At 32.3% G+C, this 26,274-nt stretch carries 22 protein-coding genes; 14 read left to right on the top strand and 8 right to left on the bottom strand.

The window, feature by feature from the left end; all coding sequences use genetic code 11:
• Window positions 1-132: 132 nt before the first annotated feature.
• A complete protein-coding gene (locus tag OA93_RS20630; RefSeq protein WP_039115894.1) occupies window positions 133-1,212 on the bottom strand; it encodes an ATP-binding protein in 1,080 nt (359 codons plus the stop codon).
• A 73-nt stretch (window positions 1,213-1,285) separates the two neighbouring features.
• Window positions 1,286-1,969, bottom strand: a complete 684-nt coding sequence (locus OA93_RS20625) for a response regulator transcription factor (RefSeq protein ID WP_035617332.1) — start codon at window positions 1,967-1,969, stop codon at window positions 1,286-1,288.
• Window positions 1,970-2,202: 233 nt separating this feature from the next.
• Here OA93_RS20625 and OA93_RS20620 point away from each other — a divergent pair, with 233 nt between their 5' ends.
• The 4 genes from OA93_RS20620 (at window position 2,203) to OA93_RS20605 (ending at window position 7,880) form a co-directional block, all read left to right on the top strand.
• Complete coding sequence (locus OA93_RS20620; RefSeq protein ID WP_039115890.1) at window positions 2,203-4,992, top strand: TonB-dependent receptor; 2,790 nt, start codon at window positions 2,203-2,205, stop codon at window positions 4,990-4,992.
• Between the two features lie 181 nt (window positions 4,993-5,173).
• Window positions 5,174-6,367: a hypothetical protein gene (locus tag OA93_RS20615; protein WP_039115889.1), complete on the top strand. Its 1,194-nt coding sequence runs from the start codon at window positions 5,174-5,176 to the stop codon at window positions 6,365-6,367.
• A gap of 107 nt (window positions 6,368-6,474) precedes the next feature.
• On the top strand, window positions 6,475-6,813 hold the full coding sequence (locus OA93_RS20610) for a T9SS type A sorting domain-containing protein (RefSeq protein WP_039115888.1): 339 nt from the start codon (window positions 6,475-6,477) through the stop codon (window positions 6,811-6,813).
• Between the two features lie 86 nt (window positions 6,814-6,899).
• Window positions 6,900-7,880, top strand: a complete 981-nt coding sequence (locus OA93_RS20605) for an acyltransferase (RefSeq protein ID WP_039115887.1) — start codon at window positions 6,900-6,902, stop codon at window positions 7,878-7,880.
• A 71-nt stretch (window positions 7,881-7,951) separates the two neighbouring features.
• On the opposite strand, the gene tyrS is transcribed toward OA93_RS20605, so the two are convergent.
• On the bottom strand, window positions 7,952-9,244 hold the full coding sequence (gene tyrS, locus OA93_RS20600; protein WP_039115885.1) for a tyrosine--tRNA ligase: 1,293 nt from the start codon (window positions 9,242-9,244) through the stop codon (window positions 7,952-7,954).
• Between the two features lie 231 nt (window positions 9,245-9,475).
• On the opposite strand from tyrS, the gene OA93_RS20595 reads away from it, so the two are divergent.
• The gene (locus OA93_RS20595) at window positions 9,476-10,729 is read left to right on the top strand and encodes an outer membrane beta-barrel protein (RefSeq protein WP_052259551.1); all 1,254 of its coding nucleotides are present in this window, start codon (window positions 9,476-9,478) and stop codon (window positions 10,727-10,729) included.
• A 134-nt stretch (window positions 10,730-10,863) separates the two neighbouring features.
• Window positions 10,864-11,865: an NAD-dependent epimerase/dehydratase family protein gene (locus tag OA93_RS20590; RefSeq protein ID WP_039115884.1), complete on the top strand. Its 1,002-nt coding sequence runs from the start codon at window positions 10,864-10,866 to the stop codon at window positions 11,863-11,865.
• A gap of 4 nt (window positions 11,866-11,869) precedes the next feature.
• Here the strand turns inward: OA93_RS20590 and OA93_RS20585 are convergent, their stop codons facing one another.
• From OA93_RS20585 to OA93_RS20575, 3 genes are read right to left on the bottom strand one after another with little or no spacing between them, the layout of a single operon-like run.
• On the bottom strand, window positions 11,870-12,346 hold the full coding sequence (locus OA93_RS20585) for a DUF4296 domain-containing protein (RefSeq protein ID WP_052259550.1): 477 nt from the start codon (window positions 12,344-12,346) through the stop codon (window positions 11,870-11,872).
• Between the two features lie 3 nt (window positions 12,347-12,349).
• Window positions 12,350-13,690 (bottom strand): dihydroorotase, encoded by a 1,341-nt coding sequence (locus OA93_RS20580; protein ID WP_039115883.1) that lies wholly within the window; start codon window positions 13,688-13,690, stop codon window positions 12,350-12,352.
• 13 nt (window positions 13,691-13,703) lie between these two features.
• The gene (locus OA93_RS20575) at window positions 13,704-14,429 is read right to left on the bottom strand and encodes a polyprenol monophosphomannose synthase (protein ID WP_039115882.1); all 726 of its coding nucleotides are present in this window, start codon (window positions 14,427-14,429) and stop codon (window positions 13,704-13,706) included.
• A 105-nt stretch (window positions 14,430-14,534) separates the two neighbouring features.
• On the opposite strand from OA93_RS20575, the gene OA93_RS20570 reads away from it, so the two are divergent.
• The 3 genes from OA93_RS20570 (at window position 14,535) to OA93_RS20560 (ending at window position 16,700) form a co-directional block, all read left to right on the top strand.
• Window positions 14,535-15,203, top strand: a complete 669-nt coding sequence (locus tag OA93_RS20570; protein WP_039115880.1) for a DUF4271 domain-containing protein — start codon at window positions 14,535-14,537, stop codon at window positions 15,201-15,203.
• A gap of 15 nt (window positions 15,204-15,218) precedes the next feature.
• On the top strand, window positions 15,219-15,968 hold the full coding sequence (locus tag OA93_RS20565) for a uroporphyrinogen-III synthase (protein ID WP_039115878.1): 750 nt from the start codon (window positions 15,219-15,221) through the stop codon (window positions 15,966-15,968).
• A 261-nt stretch (window positions 15,969-16,229) separates the two neighbouring features.
• On the top strand, window positions 16,230-16,700 hold the full coding sequence (locus OA93_RS20560; protein WP_035617352.1) for an Lrp/AsnC ligand binding domain-containing protein: 471 nt from the start codon (window positions 16,230-16,232) through the stop codon (window positions 16,698-16,700).
• A 35-nt stretch (window positions 16,701-16,735) separates the two neighbouring features.
• Here OA93_RS20560 and OA93_RS20555 read toward each other — a convergent pair whose 3' ends face one another.
• A complete protein-coding gene (locus OA93_RS20555; RefSeq protein WP_039115876.1) occupies window positions 16,736-19,102 on the bottom strand; it encodes an MMPL family transporter in 2,367 nt (788 codons plus the stop codon).
• 198 nt (window positions 19,103-19,300) lie between these two features.
• Between OA93_RS20555 and OA93_RS20550 the strand changes: the two genes are divergently transcribed.
• From OA93_RS20550 to OA93_RS20530, 5 genes are all read left to right on the top strand, one after another.
• Window positions 19,301-21,571 (top strand): cation:proton antiporter, encoded by a 2,271-nt coding sequence (locus OA93_RS20550; RefSeq protein WP_039115874.1) that lies wholly within the window; start codon window positions 19,301-19,303, stop codon window positions 21,569-21,571.
• Window positions 21,572-21,574: 3 nt separating this feature from the next.
• Window positions 21,575-21,904: a multidrug efflux SMR transporter gene (locus OA93_RS20545; protein ID WP_035617362.1), complete on the top strand. Its 330-nt coding sequence runs from the start codon at window positions 21,575-21,577 to the stop codon at window positions 21,902-21,904.
• A 4-nt stretch (window positions 21,905-21,908) separates the two neighbouring features.
• Window positions 21,909-22,667: a histidine kinase gene (locus OA93_RS20540; RefSeq protein ID WP_039115872.1), complete on the top strand. Its 759-nt coding sequence runs from the start codon at window positions 21,909-21,911 to the stop codon at window positions 22,665-22,667.
• Window positions 22,633-23,352, top strand: a complete 720-nt coding sequence (locus OA93_RS20535) for a response regulator (protein WP_039115869.1) — start codon at window positions 22,633-22,635, stop codon at window positions 23,350-23,352. Before OA93_RS20540 ends, OA93_RS20535 begins: the two co-directional genes overlap by 35 nt.
• A gap of 112 nt (window positions 23,353-23,464) precedes the next feature.
• The gene (locus OA93_RS20530; protein WP_039115868.1) at window positions 23,465-25,735 is read left to right on the top strand and encodes a cation:proton antiporter; all 2,271 of its coding nucleotides are present in this window, start codon (window positions 23,465-23,467) and stop codon (window positions 25,733-25,735) included.
• 329 nt (window positions 25,736-26,064) lie between these two features.
• Here OA93_RS20530 and OA93_RS25530 read toward each other — a convergent pair.
• Window positions 26,065-26,274, bottom strand: a 210-nt coding sequence (locus OA93_RS25530; RefSeq protein ID WP_039115866.1) for a DUF2931 family protein, incomplete at its 5' end; no start/stop codon positions are given.

Raw genomic sequence — 26,274 nt, 5'->3', positions numbered from 1 at the left:
ACCCATCAAAGTTAACATAACGTTACCAAGATGTTATTATTATGAAAATTTAATATTAAGGGAGAATCGACAACTTTAAATCGAGGTTAAATCATGAGAATTTTATGCTGATCTGAGATGCTCTAATTACAATTACTTAACTTCAAGATTAGTGCTTTTATGGGCTTTTTCGAGAGTAAATGAAAACTCAGAACCTATCCCAAACTCACTCTCAACATATACTTTTTCTTTATGGGCTTCGATAATATGTTTTACAATAGCAAGTCCTAAACCAGAACCACCTTCTGATCTGGCTCCACTTTTATCTACTCTATAAAAACGTTCAAAAAGTCTTGGTATATTTTGTTTCTCTACTCCTTCTCCATTATCACTAATACGAATAAGTACTTTTTTCTTTGTAAGATTCACAACTCCTACCTCTGTAGTTCCACCTTGCTTACCATATTTAATTGAATTCACAATCAAATTCTCTAGTATCTGTTGAATTCTGTCTTTATCTCCTTTCACCAAAATCGGCTGAAGAATTTTCTTTTCATAAGTTAACTTAATCTTCTTTTTATCAGCTTTCATTTCTAATAAATCAAAAACATTCTGAATAAGTTCGACAATATCAAAATCGGTGATTATCAAGTTTAAATCGCCTGTTTCTAATTTAGTGATCATGTCTAAATCTTCGACAATATAAATTAATCTTTCTACTCCTTTTTCGGCACGTTTAAGATATTTTTTTCTGATGGTTTTGTCTTCCATTGCTCCATCTAATAAAGTCGAAATATATCCCTGAACTGTAAACAAAGGTGTTTTAAGTTCGTGCGAAACATTACCTAGAAATTCTCGACGGTATTCTTCACGAATCTCGAGCATTTCGATTTCTAACTTTTTATCGGTTGCAAATTTTTTGACTTCACGCGAAAGCGTTTCCATATCCGTAGTGATCGGCTGGTTGATAAGTGTACTGGATTCCAATAACGAAACCTCATCGTAGATTTTCTTTACTCTGCGATAAATAAAACGTTCTACTCGGTATTGTAAAACCATAAACGAGAACGCATATACCGACACAAGAAAGACAAGACTAAATGGTAATAAATGTTCTGTTCTATTTTTGAAGAATAATAAAACTAGAATTACTACAAATCCTGTAGCAAAGAGACTTATATATAGTGCTGACTTTACAGCAAACTTATAGGTTTTTTTAAAACTTATTTTCATTTAGTTCATGGATAGCTTCTACAAAGATAATTCTGATTTCTTTGCATTATGCTTTTGGTTGGTAATCTTTATTTTAAACCTCGAATTTGTAACCTACTCCTTTGATGGTTTTAAATAAATCTTCTCCAATTTTTTCTCTTAATTTTCGAATGTGTACATCAATCGTTCTTCCGCCTACAACTACTTCATTACCCCAAACTTTATCAAGTATTTCATCACGTTTAAATACTTTTCCTGGTTTTGAAGCCAATAAATAGAATAATTCAAATTCTTTTCTAGGCAAAGCGATTTCTATATTATCTTTTACGATTTTATATTCTTCACGATTAATTTCGATTCCACCTACGTTTAATGTATCACTACTAACTTCTTGTTCTTTTAAACGTCTCAATAATGCTTTTACCTTACTTACTAGTAATTTTGGTTTAATAGGCTTAGTGATATAATCATCCGCTCCAGCGTCAAAACCAGCTACTTGTGAGTAATCTTCACTTCTTGCAGTTAGGAATGTAATGATAACGTTATTTAGTTCTGGTATTTTTCGGATGTGTTCACAAGCTTCCATACCATCCATTTCAGCCATCATAACATCCATTATTATAAGATCTGGCAATTCCTTTTGTGCTTTTGCAATTGCATCTTTTCCGTTTGAGGCTGTAATTATTTGATACCCTTCTTGAGATAGGTTATATCCAACAATTTCTAAAATATCCGGTTCATCATCTACTAGTAAAATCTTAGTTTGTGTTTTTTTCATAAAATAGCAAAAAATTGGGTTATCTCATTGATACTTATACGATATAATATTCAATGATTGTAGTTGCGAGTGTAAAGGTAATAATAAATCAACTGTTAAAAAGTAGTGTTAACCGTAATTTAATCTCATAACAATTTCATAATATATTAGAGACAAAACAATAACAAGCAGCTAACACGAACTTTACAAAGCCGTCTTTTATTTGCAAAAAAATAAACAAACAACAAACGAAAATGAAATTCAACTTAAAATTTCTATTTATTACATTATTTATTTGTGCTGTTTCTATGGCTCAGACCAAAGGTACAATTTCTGGGGTTTTAACAGACAAACAAACTAATAATGAAGCACTACCATTTGCAAATGTCCTTATTAAAGGAACAAACAACAGTGCAAATACCGACATCGATGGTAAATATTCGATAAACATAGCTCCTGGTAGCTATACTGTAATTTATAGTTTCTTGGGGTATGAAACTATAGAAGCTCTAGTAATTGTTAAAGCAAATGAAACTACAACTATCAACCAGGCATTATCATCTGGGAGTTACACTCTAAAAGATGTTGTTGTAAAAGCTTCATCTGTAAACAGAGAAAAAGAAACTGCTTTATTATTAGATCAAAAAAATGCAGTTGTTATTAAACAAAGTATTGGTGCTCAGGAAATGTCACGAAAAGGGGTTAGTGACGTAGAAGATGGACTTACTAAAGTTACAGGAATTACAAAAGTAGATGGCCGTGGATTATTTATTAGAGGTTTGGAAGATCGTTACAATAATTTATTGGTTAATGATTTACAAACTCCATCAAACAGCCCTTTCAAAAAAATTATTCCATTAGATTTATTTCCAACTGATATAGTAGGAGTTTTAAATATTTACAAAACATTCAATCCAAATATCTCTGGTGATTTTGCAGGTGCAACAATTAATATTGAAACCACTCAGCCAAAAAACATCACAAAATTAAATATTGGATTTGGCTATACTACAAACAACAATCTAAAGAAGTTCTTACTTTCTGATGATGCAAATTCAACTAAAGGAACTTTTGGACTTCTTGGTAATGAAAGAGCACTTCCGTCAGCTTTTGGTTCTGTACCAAGCGGAACAAAGTTATCTCCTGATCAATACCATAGTGCCTACGGAGATAAAAACTGGGATGTTGATCAAACTGCAAGCCCTTTAAATTCAAGTATTGGTTTTTTACATTCACAAAAATTTAATCTTGAAAAAGAAAAAAGCATAAGTTACATCATGTCATTTAACTTTGATAATAAATACATTTTTAGAGAGGGAGTTGACAGAACTTTCAATCTTGGACAAGGTAATTACGACAATAACTTATACAACACACAATACGCTTACCAAACTACTTTTTCTGGTTTAGCAGGTTTAAAATACAAAACAAACAGATTAAACTTAAACTTCAATACGCTTTTTATCCAAGCCACAGAAAGTAAAATTCAAGATCAAGTAGGATACACCAACAGTTTAGCCAATATTACAAACAACCTTATCAGATTAAATCAATTTGAAGAGTCTAAGTATTGGAATACTCAATTATTTGGAGATTACAAATTAACCGAAGATGGAAAACAAACCATTAAAGCTGGAGGTTCATATGTAAAAACTGGTTTTCAACAACCTGACAGAAAATTTATCACTGGTCTAAAAGTTAATGATACTGACATCAATATGTCTTATGGTGGAAATAATTTAAATCGCCAGTATTTAGATGTAAACGGAAACTTTTACTTCTCTGCTCTTGCAGAATACAGCATTAAATTTGGAAACAAAGAAAGATTAAACAACTTAACTGTAGGATATAACAATTTCATAAATGACATGGAATCTAGTTACCGTTTCTTTTCTGGAAGAAGAAATATCGAAAAAAATTACACTGCAGATTTAGGAACAATTAGTAAAGAAATCAATCAGGATATCGATAATGGAATCGTTTATGTTCAGGAAGAATCTAATGGAGATTATAAAGTAAAACTAAATCAATTTGTTAACGCTGGTTACTTTAATTTGTTTTGGACTTTTGGAGAAAAATGGGATTTAAATGCAGGATTAAGAGCCGAAAACTCAACTCGTGAAATTAAATACAGAGAACAAGGAGATCCTTTTGGAAGCCCATACCGTAAGAAAACTGATGATAAGTTAGATTTCCTTCCTTCATTAAACACTAAATATGCTTTAACTGAAAAAAGTAATTTACGTGGTTCATTAAGTAAAACTATAACAAGACCAGTTGCAATGGAATTACTTCCAATAAATTACATTAACGCGGATGCAACTTCTGAAAGCGGGAATTCAAATTTATTAAACAGTAACAATTACAATGTAGATTTTAAGTACGAATTATTTCCTAACAACAAAGAATTATTTGCTATTGGCGCATTTGGAAAATTAATCGAAAACCCTATTGAAAGAGTTTTTAAACCAACAGCTAATAGTGGTGGTCAAATAACAACATTCAAAAACTCTGAGCAAGCTGTAATTTACGGTGCCGAAATCGAAATGATTTTGCAATTAAGCAGAGTTAGCGAATCTCTTTCGAACTTTACTTTCGGATTCAACACTTCTATAATGAGTACCGATGTGAAAATTGACTTAACAAAACAAGGTAACGAGTTAGAAAACAGCACAAATCGTAAACTTCAAGGAGCTTCAAACTGGATTATCAATACCGATTTGAAATATGACTTTACATTAAATACCGCTTGGAAAAACTCAATGACATTAGTTTATAACGTTTACGGCGACAGAATCTTTGCAGTTGGTTCATCAGGAATGGATCATATCTATGAAAAATCATTCAGTAAATTAGATTTTGTTTGGACAAGCACACTATCAAAAAACATTGAATTAAAATTTAGTGCCGAAAATTTAATAAACCCATATTATAGAAAAGAATTAGGAAAAAACAGCACAATAGATATTACCGAAGATTCATTAGTTCTTCGTGAATACAAAAAAGGAGTTGGCTTCTCAGTTAATATAGGATATACATTTTAATCAAAATAAGAAAAGAGCTTTACAGCTCTTTTCTTATTTTAAGTACGTAACATAAAATTTACATCTAGCTAATTGTTATATAATACTTTAGTAACATTTAGCTAACTAGGTTTGAAAAGCACGATAGTACTTTTGAATCAACAAAATAACACAAAAAAAATAATTCTAAAAAACCATTAAAATGAAAAAATTAGTCTTAAGTCTTTCTTTATTAAGCTTGATTTTCGCAAGTTGTTCTTCTAGCGATGATGATGTTGCAACACCTCCAGCAGCTGGTTCAGGAGAAATAACAGCAGAAAATGTTACTGCTTCTAAAACTTTTGTAAAAGGAACATATACCCTAAGTGGTACAGTAAGAATAAAAAGCGGTATAACTTTAACTTTCGAAGCTGGATCAGTAATTACTGCCGATGTTTCTAATGGTTCAGATGCCTTGTTAGTAGAAAAAGGTGGTATTTTAAATATTGCTGGTACAGCTGCAGAACCAGTTGTCTTTACAGAGAAATCTAAGACTGCAGGTTCATGGGGAGGAATTATTATGTTTGGTGATGCTCCGATTGTTTCAGGAAAAACTGCTGACGGAACACCAATTACTACTGCAACTTCAGAAGATGGAACAAATATTGTTTATGGTGGTTCAAACCCAACTCATAGCAGTGGTTCATTAAAATATGTACGTGTAGAATATGCTGGTAAAAAAATCCTTGACGGAAACTCAGAAATGAATGGATTCTCATTCTACGCTGTAGGTTCGGGAACAGTTCTAGAAAACTTAGTAGCTTACAAAGGAGCTGATGATGGTTTTGAATTTTACGGTGGAACTGTAAGTGCTAAAAACTTAATTTCATACGGAAATACAGATGATTCTTTTGACTGGCAAGATGGATGGCAAGGGCAAGCAAACACTAACTGGTACGCATATCAAACTGGTGCAGGAAATTTCGGAATGGAAATCGAATCAAAAAGTGTTAACAACTCATTCTTCCCTAAAGTTTCTAACATTACTTTAAGAAGAGCTCCAGGAACAGTAACTGAAGCTGGAAATCCAACAGAAATTGATGCAATTCAATTCAAAAAAGATGGAAATGGTGAATATACAAATGTTGTAATTTCTGGATATACTTCAACAGGAGCTGTTGCTGTTAGAATTCAAGAAGCGGCTACAAACACAAATCAAGTTGCTGGTGGTAAAATCAAAATGCTAAACGTAAAAGTTGCTGATGCTACAACTCCTCTTACAGGAACAGGTGCAGCTGGATTTACAGTAGCGTTCCCTGCAGGAAACTTTACAACAAGTACAACAGCAACTGGAGCTGCTTTAACTCCTGGTGCTTGGGCAATTGTTGATGGTGTAAACTTATTAGAGAAGCTATAATCACTTCACACATAAAATGTTAAAAACATCCTAAATTTATAGGATGTTTTTTTTTGGCGTAGTTTTTGAAAACTTTTTTGTATATTTACTAATACTAAATTTAAGTGATGGCAAAAAACTACTTTTATATTACATTCTTATTGGCTTTTTTCTTTACTGTAAGTGTCTCGGCACAAGACAGTAAACAACTGCCAAAACCGCAAGACGGCACTGTTATAGAGGGCTTAAGTTTGTACCCAAACCCTGTGAGTAACGGTAAAGTATACATTTCGTCTAAAAATGATTTAGAAAAAGAGATAACCATTTTTGACGTACTGGGGAAAAAAGTCCTACAGACACAAATAAGTTCTAAAGAGCTTAATGTTTCTAATCTTTCGCCAGGTGTTTATATCATAAAAATAAACGAAGAGAACGCAACTGCAACTAGAAAGCTAATTGTCAGGTAATTTTTAAAAATAAAAACATAAAAAAGCTCCAAAGTAATATTGGAGCTTTTTCTTTTAAATAAATTACCTTTGCAAAAAAAAAGATCTTGATTACAACAACCGATATATTTACGATTTCCAATCAAAAGCAATTTGAAAAAATAGCGTTGAAAGTGTTTCGCTTTCAATACGAAAACAACGTAGTATATCGAACATTCTGTGATTATCTTAAAACAGATCCACAAAAAGTAAAGTCCCTTACTCAAATTCCTTTCTTGCCAATTCAGTTTTTTAAGAGCCATAATGTGGTCTCAAATTCTAATCCTGCACAGGTTACTTTTACCAGTAGCGGTACAACAGGAATGATTACTAGCAAGCATATTGTAACCGATGTTTCTTTGTACGAGGAAAGCTATCGCAAAGGATTTTCAGAATTTTATGGCAACATCGAAGATTATGCTGTACTAGCACTTTTACCTTCTTATCTAGAACGCGAAGGATCTTCTTTAATATACATGGTCGAAGATTTAATTAAATTATCAAACCATCCAGAAAGTGGGTTTTATTTACACAACCACGAAGAACTTACCCAAAAACTAATCGAATTAGACCAATCAGGACAAAATACTATCTTAATTGGTGTAACATATGCTTTATTAGATTTAATCGAAAAAAACACCTTTAAACTACAAAACACCATCATAATGGAAACTGGTGGAATGAAAGGCAAACGCAAAGAAATGATTCGCGAAGAATTACACAAAGAATTATGTGAAGGCTTTGGTGTATCTGCAATACATTCTGAGTATGGTATGACCGAATTATTATCGCAAGCTTATTCTTTAGGCGAAGGAATTTTTGAATGTCCATCGTGGATACAAGTGCTTATTCGTGATACCGAAGATGCTTTAACTTACGTAAAAGAAGGAAAAACTGGTGGTATAAACGTAATCGACTTAGCCAATATTAATTCCTGCTCCTTTATCGCTACGCAAGATTTGGGCAAAAAATATCCCAACAACTCTTTCGAGGTATTGGGACGTTTTGATAACTCTGATATTAGAGGTTGTAATTTGATGGTTTTGTAAAAAAGTTGATTTGTTTATTTGTTAAATCGGTTAACCGAAACTTACGATTAAACAAATTACCTGCTAAACAATTAAACCACTCTTATCACAAAATAATTTTTCTTTCCGCTTTGCAATAATACAAACTGATTGTTTATTAAATCTTTATTAGAAAGAACAAATTCCTCTGTTATTTTTTCTCTGTTAACCGAAATAGAATTAGCAGTTAGAGCACGTCTAGCTTCACCATTCGACTTAAAAAATCCTGTTTTCTCATTCAGAACATTTATAATCTCTAATCCGTTTTCAAGGTCGGCTTTAGCAATTTCTGCTTGAGGCACACCGTCAAAAACATCTAAGAAAGTCGCTTCATCTAATTGCTTTAAATCATCTGAAGTTGAATTTCCGAATAAGATACCCGAAGCTTTAATTGCATTTTCTAAATCCGCAGCAGAATGTACCATTACAGTAATTTCTTCAGCCAATCTTTTTTGCAAAATACGCAAATGTGGTGTTTCTCTATGTTCTATTGTCAATGATTCAATTTCTTCTTTTGACAAGAAAGTGAAAATTTTGATATATTTTTCAGCATCAACATCCGAAGTGTTTAACCAATATTGGTAAAACTTGTACGGAGAGGTTCTTGCTGCATCCAGCCAGATATTTCCGCCTTCAGATTTTCCGAATTTTGTTCCGTCAGCTTTTGTAATTAACGGACAAGTTAAAGCATACGCTTTTCCACTTTCCATTCTTCTTACCAATTCTGTTCCCGTGGTGATATTCCCCCATTGGTCACTTCCTCCCATTTGCAGGGTACATTGTTTGTTCTTATACAAATGCAAAAAGTCATATCCTTGAACTAACTGATAAGTAAACTCTGTAAACGACATTCCTTCGGAAGCTTCTGAAGACAATCTTTTCTTTACAGAATCTTTTGCCATCATATAGTTTACCGTAATATGTTTACCTACATCACGAATAAAATCAAGGAATGAGAATTCTTTCATCCAATCGTAGTTGTTCACCAATTCAGCAGCATTAGCCGCATCTGAAGTAAAGTCTAAAAATCGAGACAATTGCCCTTTTATAGCTTCCTGATTATGACGTAACGTTGTTTCGTCAAGTAAATTTCTTTCATTCGATTTTCCCGATGGATCACCAATCATACCTGTTGCCCCACCAACTAACGCCAATGGTTTGTGTCCTGATAACTGAAAATGCTTCAATAACATCACTCCAACCAAGTGCCCTATATGCAATGAATCCGCAGTTGGATCAATTCCCACATATGCCACTCTCATTTGTTCCATCAAATGTTCTTCAGTACCTGGCATAACGTCGTGAAGCATTCCTCTCCAAGTTACTTCTTCAATAAAATTTTTCATTTCTTTTAAAATAATTTTTACAAATATAATTAATTCTGTTAGGAGTAAATACTATAAAACACTCCTGTTACAAAAGATTTTCATTTCTGTCCTGCAAAATATTAACCATTAAATTCAAACTATAAAAACTATCTTCATCTATACCCAGCTAAACAGTTCATGCTTTAACCTTTAATATGCAGCAAAAGCAACATATAATGGCTACATTCGCAAAAAAACTAACAAATTACCATGAAAAAACCATTACTGATTACTATTTTATTTTTATTCTTTTTTACTTTTTCTTATGCGCAAATATCTTTTGAAAAAGGATATTATATTTTAAACGATGGAAGTCGCATAGAATGTTTCATAAGAAACATAGACTGGAAAAACAACCCAACAGATTTTAAATACAAAACACAACTTAGTGACAACGACTTTAAAACCGAAACCATTGCAAACGTTCAAGAGTTCGGGATCGACAATGAAACCACATTTAAAAAATTTAAAATTAAAATAGATCGTACAAGCGACGAACCTAATAAGTTATTAGCTGACAGAAACCCTGTTTTTAAAGAAGAAGTAATTTTTTTAAAAGTTCTTATAAAAGGCGATGCTACTTTGTATAGTTACACCGATCAAAACCTTAATAGATATTTTTACGAAACAAAAACGATTCCTGTGGAGCAACTTGTTTATACAAAATATTATCAGATTGATTCTAACGGCTCCCCAACAATACTAGCCGAAAATAATGAATATAAACAACAACTGTTTCAAAATGTAAAGGCCGAAAACACAACCGAAAAAGAAATTATAAAACTTAATTACAATAAATCAGATCTTACTAAGTATTTCATAAAATACAATAACATCAAACCTAATTTAGCTAAAGAAGAAAGAAAAGTAAACAAAGGAATTTTTCTAGTTAAAATAACGCCTAGCGCAAGCATTGCATCATTATCTACTGAAAATGATTACTTTCTTCGCGATAACGTACAACTAGATAATAAAATTAACTTCAAGTTTGGTGTCGAGGCAGAGTACATCCTTCCATACAACAAAAACAAATGGAGTATTTTTATAAATCCTGCTTATCAAACATACCAAGATGATAAAACATATAATGTTCCTAGTGGATTTATAATAAGCCCGGAAACCCCTAACAATGCAAAAGTAAAATACACTTCTATACAAATCCCTATCGGAATAAGACATTATATGTTTTTAAATCAAAGCTCTAAAATTTTTATAAACGTAGCTTATGCATTTGATGCAGGAAGCAAAACAAACATCACTTACACAGATGTTACAAATAAAACTACAAGAGAATATGAAAGTGGTTCTGGAAGTAATTTTGCTTTCGGCCTTGGTTATAACTTTAAAAATAAATTTAGCTTCGAAGCAAGATTAAATACCAAAAAAGAATTAATGCGCGATTATCTAACTTATTCTGCAAAATATAGCTCAATAGATTTTGTTTTAGGATACACAATTTTCTAATAAACAAAACATTTGATCCTATAAACAAATAAGGCATATTGAAAAGATACTTTTTAATATGCCTTATTTATTATCTGTACCCTGAATCGTACGAAATTTGTATGTAGATAAATCGAAAGTATTATCTTTACAAAATGGTTTTAGTAACAGGAGGAACAGGTTTAGTTGGCGCACATTTATTGCTTCATTTAATTGAAAATGGAGACAACGTTCGGGCAATTTACCGAAACGCAAATAAAATAGAAAAAACAAAATCAGTTTTTGATTTATATAAAAAATCACATTTATTCGAATCAATACAATGGATAGAAGCTGATATCCTCGATGTTCCCTCATTAGAAATTGCTTTTGCAGATATTGAGTATGTATATCATTGTGCAGCCTTAATCTCTTTTGACCCAAAGGACGAAGACTTAGTACGAAAAACCAATATCGAAGGCACTGCAAACATTGTAAATTTTTGTATCGCAAAGCAAATAAAAAAATTATGTTTTGTAAGTTCAATAGCTGCTCTTGGAGACCTTGCAGCCCATGAAACTATTATAACCGAAGAAACGGAATGGAATCCTGAAAAACCACATAGCGATTATGCAATATCTAAATATGGTGCCGAAATGGAAGTTTGGCGTAGTTGGCAAGAAGGCCTTGATGTTGTTATTATAAATCCTGGGGTAATTATGGGTCCTATCCCAAAATCTAAAAGTGATGAACAAGGAAGCGCAGAACTTTATACAAAAGTAGCCAATGGGCTTTCATTCTACACGCTGGGAAGTACCGGATTTGTTGCTGTAGATGATGTTGTTAGAATCGCCGTAACATTAATGAAAAGCGAGATAAAAAATGAGCGATTTACTTTAATTGCAGATAATATCGTTTTTCGAGATGTTTTAAATACTATTGCTGATGCATTAAAAGTAAAAAGACCTACAATTCATGCAAGTCCTTTACTTATGAAAATTATATGGAGAATCGATTGGTTTCTATCTACATTTTTCCTGAAGAAAAGACAGATTACAAAAGCGACTACAAAGTCGTCTTACACAAAAGATTTATATTCGAATGAAAAAATAAAAACCACTTTAAAAACTGACTTCATAAATATCCATCAATATATTAAAGAGGTTTCTACTTTATAAAAAGTTAATTACTCTGTTTCATTTCTATTTTAGGCGAAACCGGCTTTACTTTTATCAATTCTTCTTTAGGTTTTTTAATAGTGTCTTTTTTAACAGCTTTGCCGTTTTTTTCAAGCAACTTCTTTTTCTTTTCTTCAATTTTGATTAAAGAATCTACCTTCTTTTTATTTTTTTCTATACGCGCACTAATCTCATCAAACATGTCTTTGTAATCATTATAATTTGCAGCGTAATACATATTACTCTTTACAAATTGCAAACTATCTACTTTATATTTTTTCAATATAAATCTGGTAGGATTAGTATCGCTAGAATCAAGAGACATTGGATTCTGGTATTTTATTGCTTCTAATAATGATAAGTCATACATAATATCTATCATCTTATCTCTTTCAACAAGTCGTTCTGGCTTTGGAACCAGTTCTTTCTTGCATCCTACAGCAAACATTAATACCGAAATAATTATGACTATTTTTTTCATATCTTATCTATCAAATAATAATCTTTTTCCAGCGTGAACGTTTTTCACTTTAAATGCATTGTAAACCAATTGACCATTTACAAAAGTGTGAGTAATTCTTGATTTAAATGTATATCCCTCAAATGGAGACCACTTACATTTTGCCAAAATATTATCTGTATTTACACTCCAAGGCAAACCAGGATTTACAATTACCAAATCGGCATAATAACCTTCTCTAATAAAACCTCTTTTTTCAATCTTAAAAATTTTAGCAGGATTGTGACACATTTTTTCAATGATTTTCTCAACGCTAATTTTTCCTTGATGATGCGCTTCAAACATAGCTACAACGGCATGCTGAACCAAAGGACCTCCAGAAGGAGCTTTTAAATAGGATTGTTTCTTTTCTTCTTTAGTATGTGGCGCATGATCTGTAGCAATTACATCTATTCGTCCATCTAGCAATGCTTCCCAAAGAGCTTTTCGGTCATCGGCAGTTTTTACAGCAGGATTCCATTTTATAAAATTACCCTTAGTTTTATAGTCTTCATCTGTAAACCATAAATGATGCACACAAACCTCGGCAGTAATTTTCTTTTCTTCTAAAGGGATTTTGTTTGTAAACAATTCCATTTCTTTAGCAGTCGAAAGATGAAAAATATGCAAACGAGCTCCAGTTTTCTTCGCCAAAGCAATAGCCTTAGATGAAGAAATATAACACGCTTCGGCACTACGAATTAAATGATGTACCGTTACAGGAACATCTTCACCATACTCTGCCTTATATTTTTCTAAATTATTCTGAATTGTTGTTTCATCCTCACAATGTACTGCAATAAGCATTGGTGTACTAGAGAATATTTTTTCGAGTGTAGCTTCATTATCTACTAACATATTTCCCGTTGAAGAACCTAGAAATATCTTAATTCCTGCTACATTTTTTGGATTTGTTTTTAAAACTTCTTCCAAGTTATCATTCGTAGCTCCCATCATAAACGAATAATTCGCATATGATTTCTTTGCAGCTATCTGGTATTTTTCTTCTAATATTTCCTGAGTTACTGCATTAGGAACCGTGTTAGGCTGCTCGATAAACGAAGTGATCCCTCCAGCAACAGCTGCCTTAGACTCTGATTCGATATCTCCCTTATGTGTTAAACCTGGTTCTCTAAAATGTACCTGATCATCTATAGCTCCCGGCATTAAGTAACTTCCTTCGGCATCAATAACAACACAATTAGAAGACTTTAGACTTATACTATCTGAGATCTCTACAATTATATCATTTTCGATTAGCAAATCGCCTTCAAAAATTGACCCTTCGTTTACAATTTTAGCATTTTTTATTAAAATCCTATTCATCCTTAATATTGGTTTATAATGAATTGACTAATTTTTTTAGTCGAAGTGAGATAACTCCAAAAATTGCCTCTTTTATAATAGCATTACTCATTTTAGAAACTCCTTTTGTTCTATCAGTAAAAATAATAGGAACCTCGGTAATTTCAAATTTCTTGCAATACGTTCTATATTTCATTTCAATCTGAAAAGCATAACCAACAAATTTTATTCTGTTAAGATTAATAGCCTCCAAGACTTCTCTTTTATAACATACAAATCCAGCTGTGGCATCATGTATTTTCATACCTGTTATGAATTTTACATACACCGAAGCAAAATATGACATCAATACACGGCTTAATGGCCAGTTTACAACATTTACCCCTGTTACATATCTAGATCCAATAGCCAAATCTGCTCCACCAAAATGGCAAGCATCAAAAAGTTTTTCGAGATCATTTGGGTTATGCGAAAAATCGGCATCCATTTCGAATATATAATTATACTTTCGATCCAGAGCCCATTTAAAACCATGAACATAAGCAGTTCCTAAGCCTGCTTTTTTGGCTCTGTTTTCTAAAAACAATTTCCCTTCAAACTCCTCTTGAAGCATGACAACTTTATCTGCAGTACGATCTGGAGAGTTATCATCGACAATAAGAAGGTGAAAAGATTTATGTTGAGAAAGCACAGCTCTTATAATGCTTTCAATGTTTTCAATTTCGTTGTAAGTGGGAATTATGACAATACAATCATTCATTTTTCTGAGTAATTTCAACGCAAAAGTAAACTTTTTATAGCATTTCATTCATAATAAAGTTATAATAAAAGTATTGATATAAAAAATTACTAATTTTGCATCGCTATGATTGAACAACTTCATCCAAGAATTACTGAAAACAAAGACTGGGCAACACTTTTGTTTGTGTTATGCTTTGCGGTTATTGCTATAACAAAGTCTATCTATGAGAGCCGTTTTGGAGACTTTACAAAATTGATTTTCTCTGATAAATATGCAAAAATATATAGAGATAGCAGCCACATAAAAAGCGGTTTTACAATTGCCTTATTTTTTTTACAAATTATTTCTTTTGCATTCTTTATACAACTTACCTTAAGTAGTTTTGGACATGCATCAAAAACTGATTGGACTCTTTATATCCAAATTGTAACCTTGCTGGGATTTTTTATTTTATCAAAGTATTTAATAGAAAAGATTGTTGCTACTTCTTTTAATATTGAAGAATTTATCGAGCACTTTAACTTACAAAAAGTAACTTATAGAGCTTATATCGGTATTTTAATCCTTCCAGTTAATGCAATTTTGTTCTATTATGACGATATTTCAAAAAATGTACCGCTAACAATACTAGCTATTTCACTATGTATTAGCCTGTTCTCTTATTTTATTTCAATTAAAAACTATCAAAACGTAATATTGAGTAAGTTATTTTATTTTATTTTATATCTTTGCACTCTTGAAATAGCCCCTTATTATTTTATGTATTATTGGTTTACCAAAGGGAGTGCTTAGAAAATATTACAACTTATGAAAGTGAAAACAATTTTGGTGTCACAGCCTGAACCTAAAGTGGAAAACTCCCCTTATTTTGAGCTCCAACAGAAACACAAAATAAAAATTGATTTCAGACCTTTCATTCACGTGGAAGGAGTTAACGCTAAAGAGATTCGACTTCAAAAAATCGATCTTAATCATTACACTGCAATCATTTTAACAAGCAGAAACGCTGTTGATCATTTTTTTAGAGTAGCAGAAGAAATGCGTTATAAAGTTCCTGAAGGATTAAAATATTTTTGTCAATCGGAAGCCGTTGCTTTTTACCTACAAAAATACGTAGTGTACAGAAAACGTAAAATTTATGTTGGTGCTAAAGATTTTGCAGATTTATCTCCATTAATCAAAAAGTACAAAGACGAAAAATTCTTACTACCTGCTTCTGATCAATTAAACGCTGATGCTCCTATTACTTTAAACAACTTAAAAGTTGATTGGACTCAAGCAATTTTTTACAAAACAGTAATGAGTGATTTATCTGACTTAGCAGATGTTTATTATGACATTTTAGCTTTTTTCAGCCCAACGGGAATAAAATCATTATTTAAAAACTTTCCTGACTTCAAACAAAACGAAACTAGGATAGCTGTTTTTGGAAGCACAACTCAAAAAGAGGCTTTAGATTATGGTTTAAGAATAGATATTCTTGCTCCAACTCCTGAAACTCCATCAATGACAATGGCATTAGAAAAATATATTGCTGAAGCAAATAAAGGAAAATAATCCTTTTATCTAAATAAATAAAAAAGCTGCGAATTTCGCGGCTTTTTTTTATGCCCAAATCCCAACTTCAAGTAATACAAAACCTTACATCACTTATAGATTTGAAATTTTTGTTTTATCTCAACTTCCACCCCAATTCATCTTTGTCAAAGTTTTAAACTTTGACAAAGATTTCGATTTCAGAACTTAATTAAAGTTTTATCATTAAATTTGATTTCTATTTTAAACCAAAACACTAAAATTAGTTTCAAATCACAACACATGAAAATCAACTCACTCGTTATAGAAATAGATGGTATCGATAAAGAAATTTTACGCCACTTAATGGAGGATGCACGAAAACCAATATTACAGATTGCTAATAAAATCGGAATTTCGGGTGCAGCAATTCACCAGCGATTACGCAAACTAGAGCAATCGGGAGTGATATCAGGTTCAAAATTCACCGTTAACAATAAAGTTCTAGGATATAATACAATGGCGTTTGTAGGCGTATATCTTGATAAAGCTGCGCGAAATCCAGAAGCTGTAAGAGAATTAAAAAAAATACCCGAAGTTTTAGAATGTCACTATACAACAGGAAACTGGTCGATATTAATTAAAATAATATGTCGTGACAACGAACATTTAATGCAGTTACTAAACACCAAAATCCAGGCAATTGAAGGCGTATCCAGAACAGAAACCTTCATCTCGTTAGACCAACAAATCGACAGACAAATTCAGCTATAATTACCTGAATATATCATCTATAAAAAAAGGAGAGATTAAATCTCTCCTTCTATATTATCTTCTTTTTTTGCCTTCTTCTTTTCAAATGTCAAGACCAATGCTGGTAAGACTAATAAATTTGCAAACATTGCAAATAGCAACGTACAAGATATTAATCCTCCTAACGCAATTGTTCCGCTAAAACTAGACAATGTAAAAGTCGCGAATCCGAAAATTAATACAATCGAAGTGTAAAACGTACTAATTCCTGTTTCCCTTAAAGCACTAAATACTGATTTCTTGATCTTCCCGTTACTTTGCAATAAATCATGACGGTATTTTGCCATAAACTGAATCGCATTATCTACCGAAATACCAAAAGCAATACTAAATACCAATATTGTTGATGGCTTAAGCGGAATACCAAAATACCCCATTAATCCTGATGTAATACAAAGTGGTAAAATATTAGTAATTACTGATGCCATTACCATTTTTCCTGATCTAAACAAATAAGTCATAAGTGCTGCAATTACTAAAATCGCAAAAATTAAAGACTCTATAAGATTATCTACCAAATATGAAGTTCCTTTTTGGAACACTAAAGCTTTCCCTGTTAAGGTAACCTCATAACGTTCTTTTGGAAAAATCTCTTCTATTTTCTTTTTCAACTTCCCTTCTACTCGAGCCATTTCCTGAGTTCCAATATCTTTCATAAAAGTTGTGATTCGAGCGTATTGTCCAGTCGAATCTACATAACTTTTCATCAAATTATCTTTACTGTTTTTCGTAGCATTTTTAGCATACGACAAAATAAATGTTTGCTCTTGCGAAGTTGGCAACTCATAATATTCTGGGTTACCATTATAAAATGCCTGTTTAGAGTATTTAACTAAATTTACTATCGAAACTGGTTTTGATAATTCTGGAATCGTAGCAATTGTTTCTTGCAACTCATCCATTTTTTTCATGGTCGATAATTTCATAACACCTTTTTTATGCTTGGTGTTAATCATAATCTCCAACGGCATCACACCGTTGAACTCTTTTTCATAAAAAAGAATATCCTTAAAAAACGATGCGCTTTTTGGCATTTCACCAATTAAACTACCCGAAACTTTAATTTGAGAAACTCCTATCACACTAAAAAGAAGTGCTAAACCGTAGATTGTATAAATTACTTTTCGTTTATTTTTTACAACATTCTCAACCCAATCCAGTAAAGACGAAATGTAATTTTTACTTAAGTGATACAAATGTTTTTCTTTTGGCAAAGGCATAAAACTATACACAATTGGTACTATTACAAGTGTAAGCAAGTAAACCGATATAACATTGATAGAAGTCACTAATCCGAACTCAAATAGCAAGTCGTTACCCGTAATCATAAACGTTGCAAAACCTACAGCAGTTGTTAAGTTCGTCATTAAAGTCGAAACTCCAATTTTAGAAATAATACGTTGTAAAGCTTTTGCCTGATTGTTATGAATCTTTATTTCCTGCTGGTATTTATTGATTAGGAAAATACAATTTGTTATTCCGATTACGATAATCAATGGCGGAATTACAGCAGTTAAAATTGTGATTTTGTAATGAAACAATCCTAATGTCCCAAACGACCACATTACCCCAATTAACAAAATACAGATTGATATAAACGTAGCTCTGAAAGAACGGAAAAACAAAAAGAAAATCAATGAAGTAATAAGCAATGCTGCACCAATGAAAAGCCCAATTTCACCTTTCATATTCTCCGCATTAATTGTTCGGATATATGGCATTCCCGAAACGCGAAGATCTATTCCTGTAGTTTTTTCAAACTTCTCGATTCTAGGAACCAATTCTTCCAGAATAAATGTTTTTCGAGCTGCAGTATTTACTATTTTCTTATTCAGATAAACAGCTGAACGAATACTCCCTGATTGCTTATTAAACAATAAACCTTCGTAAAAAGGCAAATTATTAAAAAGGTCAAATTTTATTTTTTTAAGATATTCCGGATTTACTGCTTGATTTTGATCTATAAAAGGAACAAGTACAAATTTTTCTGCAACAGTATCTTTTTCCAGCTTCTTTAAATCATTTAGCGAAACAACTAAATCCACCGCTTTAGAACCCTTTAACCCTGTCATTAACTCATTCCAGGCAGCATAATTTTTTGGCGTAAAAAAAGTTTCGTCTTTAAATCCGATAACGATAAGATTTCCCTCTTCACCAAATTTATTTAAAAAGTCTTGATATTGCTGGTTTACAATATGTTTTTTAGGAAGTAAATTGGCTTCCGTATAAGTCATTCCAAGATTTCTCCATTGCAAGCCAAGAAAAACAGTTATGGCTGCAATAATCCCTAAAATCAGGATTCTATTTTTAAGTATAATTCTGGCAATAGATTCCCAGAAACCTACATTTGATTTCTTTTTCATAAAAGTATTAAAAATGGATGCAAATGTAGTGAAAAACACAGGAAAGGATAAAATTTGAGTACACTTTTATACTATTATTTCTATAAATTATAGTCATTTTTTTACAATAAGTTAATTGAAATTGATGCGATTTCTTAGCTACCTTTTCTCATATTTGTATTATTTTTGAGAAAATAATTACATTATTTAAAATATAGGATGAAGAACTACAAAAACGCATTGTTTTATATAGGGGTAACCGGAGGTTTTACAGCTTTAATTTACTGGATCATTACTAAAGGTAAATACTTAGAGGCAAATAAAACAATAGAAGTTGTAGGTACAGGAAAAGGTTCTTGGCAAGATTTTATTTCTTCGATGCAATCTAATTTTCAAGACCCACTAGCCATATTATTAGCCCAAATTATAACAATTATTTTTGTCGCCCGTTTTTTTGGGTGGATTTTCAAACGTATTGGGCAACCATCTGTAATAGGCGAAATTATTGCCGGTATTGCTCTTGGACCATCCTTATTAGGCTTGTATTTTCCTGAATTTGCAATGGCCTTATTTCCTGTCGAATCCTTAGGGAACTTAAAATTTTTAAGTCAGATTGGTTTAATACTTTTCATGTTTGTTATTGGGATGGAACTCGACTTAAACGCATTAAAAAACAAGGCAAATGAAGCCGTTGTAATAAGTCACGCCAGTATCGTAATTCCTTTTGCATTAGGTATTGGGCTCGCTTATTTTGTTTACAACCAATTTGCTCCCGAAGGTGTAAAATTCCTATCCTTTAGTTTATTTATGGGAATAGCTATGAGTATTACTGCCTTTCCTGTTTTAGCAAGAATCGTTCAGGAACGAGGTATTCATAAAACCAAATTAGGCACAATCGTTATCACTTGTGCTGCTGCCGATGATATTACTGCCTGGTGTTTACTTGCTGTAGTAATTGCTATTGTAAAAGCTGGAAGTTTTGTTAGCTCGATATACATCATTTCCCTAGCTGTTATTTATGTTTTGGCAATGTTATATATTGTAAAACCATTCTTAAAAAGAATAGGGGATTTATACGGAGCAAAATCGAATATAGACAAACCTGTCGTGGCAATTTTTGTACTTACTCTTATTGTATCTTCATACGCAACCGAAGTTATTGGTATTCATGCCCTTTTTGGTGCATTTATGACTGGAGCAATCATGCCTGATGTTCCTAAATTCCGAACCATGTTTATCGAGAAAGTCGAAGATGTATCCGTAATTTTATTACTACCTCTTTTCTTCGTTTTTACTGGTTTAAAAACCGAAATCGGGCTTATAAACGATCCTTATTTATGGACTGTAACCGGAATGATTATATTAGTTGCAGTTGTTGGGAAATTTTTTGGGAGCGCACTTGCAGCTAAATTCGTAGGACAAAGCTGGAAAGACAGCTTAACCATTGGAGCCCTAATGAACACAAGGGGATTAATGGAATTGGTCGTGTTAAATATAGGATTAGAGCTCAAAGTACTAACTCCCGAAGTATTTACAATGATGGTTATCATGGCATTGGTAACTACTTTTATGACTGGACCCGCACTGGATTTAATCGATTTTGTGTTTAAAACCAAAGAAACCCCAGTTCTCGAAGAACCATCAATTAGCAATAAATACCGAATCTTAATTTCGTTTGGAAATAACGAAAGAGGAAAATCTCTTTTGCGATTGGCACATAGCATGGTCAAGAAACAGCAGGATAACTCCCAAGTTACAGCAATGCACTTATCTTTAAGCGACGAGATGCATGCTTTTAATATCGAAGATAAAGAGAAAGATAGTTTTATCCCGCTTGTCGAAGAATCAAAAATTCTTAAACAAGAAATCACCACTATTTTTAAAGCAACTATAGACATTGAAAGTGACATTGCCGACATTGCCAATCAAGGCAATTATGACCTGTTACTGGTTGGTCTAGGACAATCTATTTTTGAAGGAACATTGTTAGGGAAAGTAATTGGTTTTACAACCCGAATCATTAACCCAGATAGACTTATAGATAAATTTATTGGGAAAGAAGGATTGTTTCAGAATTCTCCTTTTGACGAAAGAACCCGATTGATTGTTTCGAAAACTAAAATGCCTTTAGGAATCTTAATCGACAAAGAATTACAAAATGTAAATCAAGTATTTATACCAATCTTTAGTGTCGAAGATACGTTCTTGATAGACTATGCTCAGAAGCTAATTTTCAATAACAATTCACACATCATGATTCTGGATGTAAACGGAAACATAGAGTCTAATTTTGTAATTAAGAGTGCTATTAGTACCTTAGAGCAAAAATTCCCTAAGAACATATCTATGATGAGCGACCGCATCATCAAAAAGGAATTTCTAGATAAACAAGATCTAATGATTATTAGTCTTGAAAGCTGGAAAGCATTAGTCGACTCCAGAAGCACTTGGTTAAGTAACGTGCCTTCTGTATTAATTATTAAACCCTAAAAAATGAATTGGATTTTACTTATAATAGCTGGTCTATTTGAAGTAGGTTTTGCCTCTTGTCTTGGCAAAGCCAAAGAAACATCTGGAATGGTATCTACCTACTGGATGATTGGATTTTTTGTATGCCTTACCATAAGTATGGTTTTATTATTTAAAGCAACTCAGGTTTTACCTATAGGAACGGCTTATGCTGTCTGGACAGGAATTGGAGCTGTGGGAACTGTTTTGGTTGGAATTTTTATCTTTAAAGAACCAGCTACATTTTGGAGAATATTTTTCTTATCAACATTAATAGCTTCGATTATTGGGTTAAAATTTGTTTCTAGCCATTAATAACATGCAAACAAGCAATACTATAACTAATTCTCTACTAGCAATAATTCTTTTGCTAGTAGTTTTAATTGGTTATATCGTTTATCAGTTAATTCAATCCAGAAAAGCAAAAGAGATAGCCGAAAAGAATTTTTATTTACTTGAGATGAAAGTAAATGATTTGCAATTGGAAACATTAGAATCTAAACTGAATCCACATCTTTTCAAGAACATTCTTAATTCGATTCAATCACATGCGTATCAAACATATTTTGCTCTGGATAAACTAGCAAATGTGTTAGATTATATTCTTTACGAAAGCAAAAAAAAGCTAGTAACACCAAAAGAAGAAATCGAGTTTGCACTGAATCTTATCGAAATCAATAAAATAAAGATCAGTCCACTTTTTGAATTAAAAGTAAAAACTATTATTGGCGAAGACGAAAAATTGTACGACCAACCTTTACTCGCGCCGTTAATTTCTATCGATTTAATCGAAAACGCATTTAAACACGCCGACATACAAAATGCCGATGCTTTTATTTCAGTAATATTCGAATTTAAGGATAACCATTTCTCTCTGACCGTTTCTAATAAAATATCAGATAAAAAAGTATTAAAAAAAGAACGAAGCGGTATCGGGAACACTACATTGGAACAACGATTAAAAATTATCTACAAAAATCAATTCAAACTTGATAAATTTGTAGAGAACGATATTTACATTGCTCATTTAAAAATTAATCTACTTGAATACAAAACTCAAATGCTTACTACTGGATGATGAGTTACCTGGTTTAACTTATCTAAAGATGCTTTGTGAGCAAATTCCAGCATTAGAGATTGTAAAAACTTTTAATAATCCCGAAAAATTACTAGCCGAAATTCCTAATCTCGATTTCGATTTATTAATCTCGGATATCGAAATGCCAGGAATTGACGGATTGAGTCTTGCCAGTTTACTAGAGAATAAATTAATTATTTTTTGTACCGCTTACAAAGATTATGCAGCCGAAGCTTTTAATATTGATGCAGTAGATTATATTACAAAGCCCGTAAAAATAGAACGTTTGCAAAAAGCAATTTCCAAAGCGCTTGAGCAATTCAATAAACCTGAGGCTACAAAAAAATTCATGCACTTAAATACCGACAAAGGCAAAACCTTGTTGTATTTTAACCAAATTCAATACATAAAAACAGCCACAACAGATAGTCGGGACAAAACGGTGCTACTTACAGATGGTAGTTTGCTTACGTTAAAAAACATTAATTTTGATACCCTTTTAAAGCAATTACCTGATGCCCATTTTTGTCGGGTTAATAAAAAGGAAATCATAGCTATGAATGCCATACAATTCTTTAATCACAACGAAATTGTACTGCTTCATCAGAGAAAAAATGGGGAGAATATTACTCTTTCTTTAAGCGAAACGTACCGATCTGACTTTTTACTTAAAGTAAAAATATAAGTTATTACAAAGTTTTTCCGTCTTATTACATCTAACAGGAATTAGCTCTAGATTTTCTTTTTTCCTTAAAAGTCACTTCTCATATTTGCACAATAAATCAAAATGACGTGATATGAAAAACATCAAAAACTCATTATTTTATCTCATAATTATTGGCGGATTTTCGACTTTAATCTATTTGGTAATCTCAAAAGGAAAAGCATTAGAAATAGGAAGAGATATCGTTGTAAAAAAAACAGAAAGTAGCCATTGGAATGACTTCATTTCGGCAATGATCGAAAATCTACAACATCCGCTTGCTATTTTGCTTGCCCAGATTATTACAATTATTTTGGTAGCACGTTTCTTTGGGTGGGTTTTTAGAAAAATTGGTCAACCATCGGTAATTGGAGAAATGGTTGCTGGTATTGTTTTAGGACCATCCCTTATCGGAATGTATTTCCCTGAATTTTCAGCCACTTTATTCCCAAAAGAATCCTTAGGAAACCTACAATTTTTAAGTCAGATTGGTTTAATACTTTTCATGTTCGTAATTGGTATGGAACTAGATTTAAAAGTACTTAAAAACAAAGCACATGAATCTGTTGTAATTAGTCATGCAAGTATTGTAATTCCATTTGCATTAGGACTAACATTGGCTTATTTCATTTATCATACTTTTGCCCCAGTAGGAGTTGAATTTTCTTCTTTCGGTCTCTTTATGGGTATTGCCATGAGTATTACGGCATTTCCCGTTTTAGCTCGAATTGTTCAGGAACGAGGCTTGCAAAAAACCAAACTTGGTACCATTGCCATAACTTGTGCTGCTGCCGATGATATTACTGCCTGGTGTATTCTTGCCGTAGTAATTGCTATTGTAAAAGCAGGTTCATTTACTAGTTCATTATATGTAATAGGATTAGCTATTTTGTATGTAATTGTGATGCTAAAAATAGTTCGACCGTTTTTAAAACGTGTAGGTGATTTAAATTCAACTCGTGAAAGTTTAAACAAACCAGTAGTTGCCATTTTCTTTTTAACGCTTTTATTTTCTTCTTACGCTTCAGAGCTAATTGGAATCCATGCTTTATTTGGTGCATTTTTAGCAGGAGCAATCATGCCAGAAAACAATAAATTCCGTAACATTTTCATCGAAAAAGTTGAAGATGTATCTGTAATACTTTTACTTCCTTTATTCTTTGTTTTCACAGGATTACGTACTCAGATAGGCTTATTAAATGATCCTTATTTATGGAAGGTTACAGGAGTAATTATTGCTGTGGCTGTAGTTGGTAAATTCTTCGGAAGTGCTCTTGCAGCTAAATTTGTGGGACAAAACTGGAAAGATAGTTTAGCCATCGGTGCCTTAATGAATACTCGTGGTTTAATGGAGCTGGTAGTGCTAAACATAGGATATGATTTAGGCGTTTTATCTACCGAAATTTTTACCATGATGGTAATTATGGCATTGGTTACTACATTTATGACTGGACCAGCTTTAGACTTTATCAATTTTATCTTTAAAGATAAAAAGACGACTATTCCAGAAGAAATAGGAAACAAAAGCAAATACAAAATTTTATTTTCATTTGATACTCCCGAAAAAGGAAAAACATTATTACGAATTGCAAATAGCCTGACTAAAAAACAACCTGATAATACTATTGTAACAGCAATGCATTTATCGTTAAGCTCTGAGTTACACTCGTTTGAAGTAAAAGATTATGAAAGAGAAATGCTTTTACCCGTTATTTCAGAATCTGAGGTTTTAAACCAAAACATGATTAGTCTTTTTAAAGTATCTAATGATATTGATGCAGATATAACTGAAACGGCAAACCAAGGCGAATACGATTTATTATTAGTTAGTTTAGGACAATCTATTTTCGACGGAACGTTGCTAGGTAAAATCCTTGGTTTCACAACCAGAATCGTAAATCCAGACCGTTTAATTGATAAATTCACAGGAAAGGAAGGATTGTTTGAAAATTCTCCTTTTGATGAAAGAACAAGACACGTTATCGCTAAAAGCAAAATGCCAGTCGGAATTTTTATCGACAAAGAATTAGAAGAAATAAATCAGGTTTTCATGCCTATTTTTAGCAAAGAAGATGCATTCCTTATCGAATATGCTAAAAAATTAATTAACAACAATGGTTCCCAAATTACGATTCTGGATGCGAGCGGAGAATTAAAAAGCACCCGGGATATGCAGGAATCTATTCGATCTATTGAACAAATTGCCCCAAATCATATCATGCTAATGTCTGATAGAACTATTAAAAAAGAGTTTTTAGAGAATCAAGATTTAATGATTATTAGTTTAGACAGCTGGAAAAAACTAATCGAATCTCAAAGCACATGGCTTAATAATACGCCATCGGTTTTAATTCTTAAACCTTAATAGTTTTAAAGGTCATGAAAGGGAACAGAAGTCAATTCTGTTCCCTTTGTTTTTTCTATGCATTAGGTAAAATTCTTGCTGTGTATCTTCATCAGGGTTTCTATAAAATCCATCTACACTTACAAAAGCTTCTTTAGCTTGATAATGAAGTACTTACACGCTTCTATTTTTACCTGTAACCCATAATACTACTGTACCACCAGGAGCCAGACCAACAGTAATTTTTTTATAAGTTATATGAGACCATATCCCTGCTCTATCCTTATCCATATAACCTTCCTTAAACAATGTCGGTATCTTGTTTTGAGTAGCTTGATCTATTGAAGTTTCTATTTTCCAGAATTTTTTTCAGCATAACTTATCCAGACAAGTGATAATAAGGTTGGCATAGTATTTCCTCCCGACATAGCATTCCCATCATAACTCCATCCGCTTTGATTAAGTCCTGTACTTACAAATGCGGCAATCATCTTTTTATCATTACTTAAATACCCTTTATGTATATCAATTGGATAATGAAAAGGAGCTGTTACAGTAAC

The organism is Flavobacterium sp. KMS (assembly GCF_000813005.1).
In the GTDB taxonomy this organism is placed as follows: Bacteria; Bacteroidota; Bacteroidia; order Flavobacteriales; family Flavobacteriaceae; genus Flavobacterium.
Note: the sequence above shows the minus strand (reverse complement) of the source record. Positions and strands in the feature narration are given on the sequence as shown.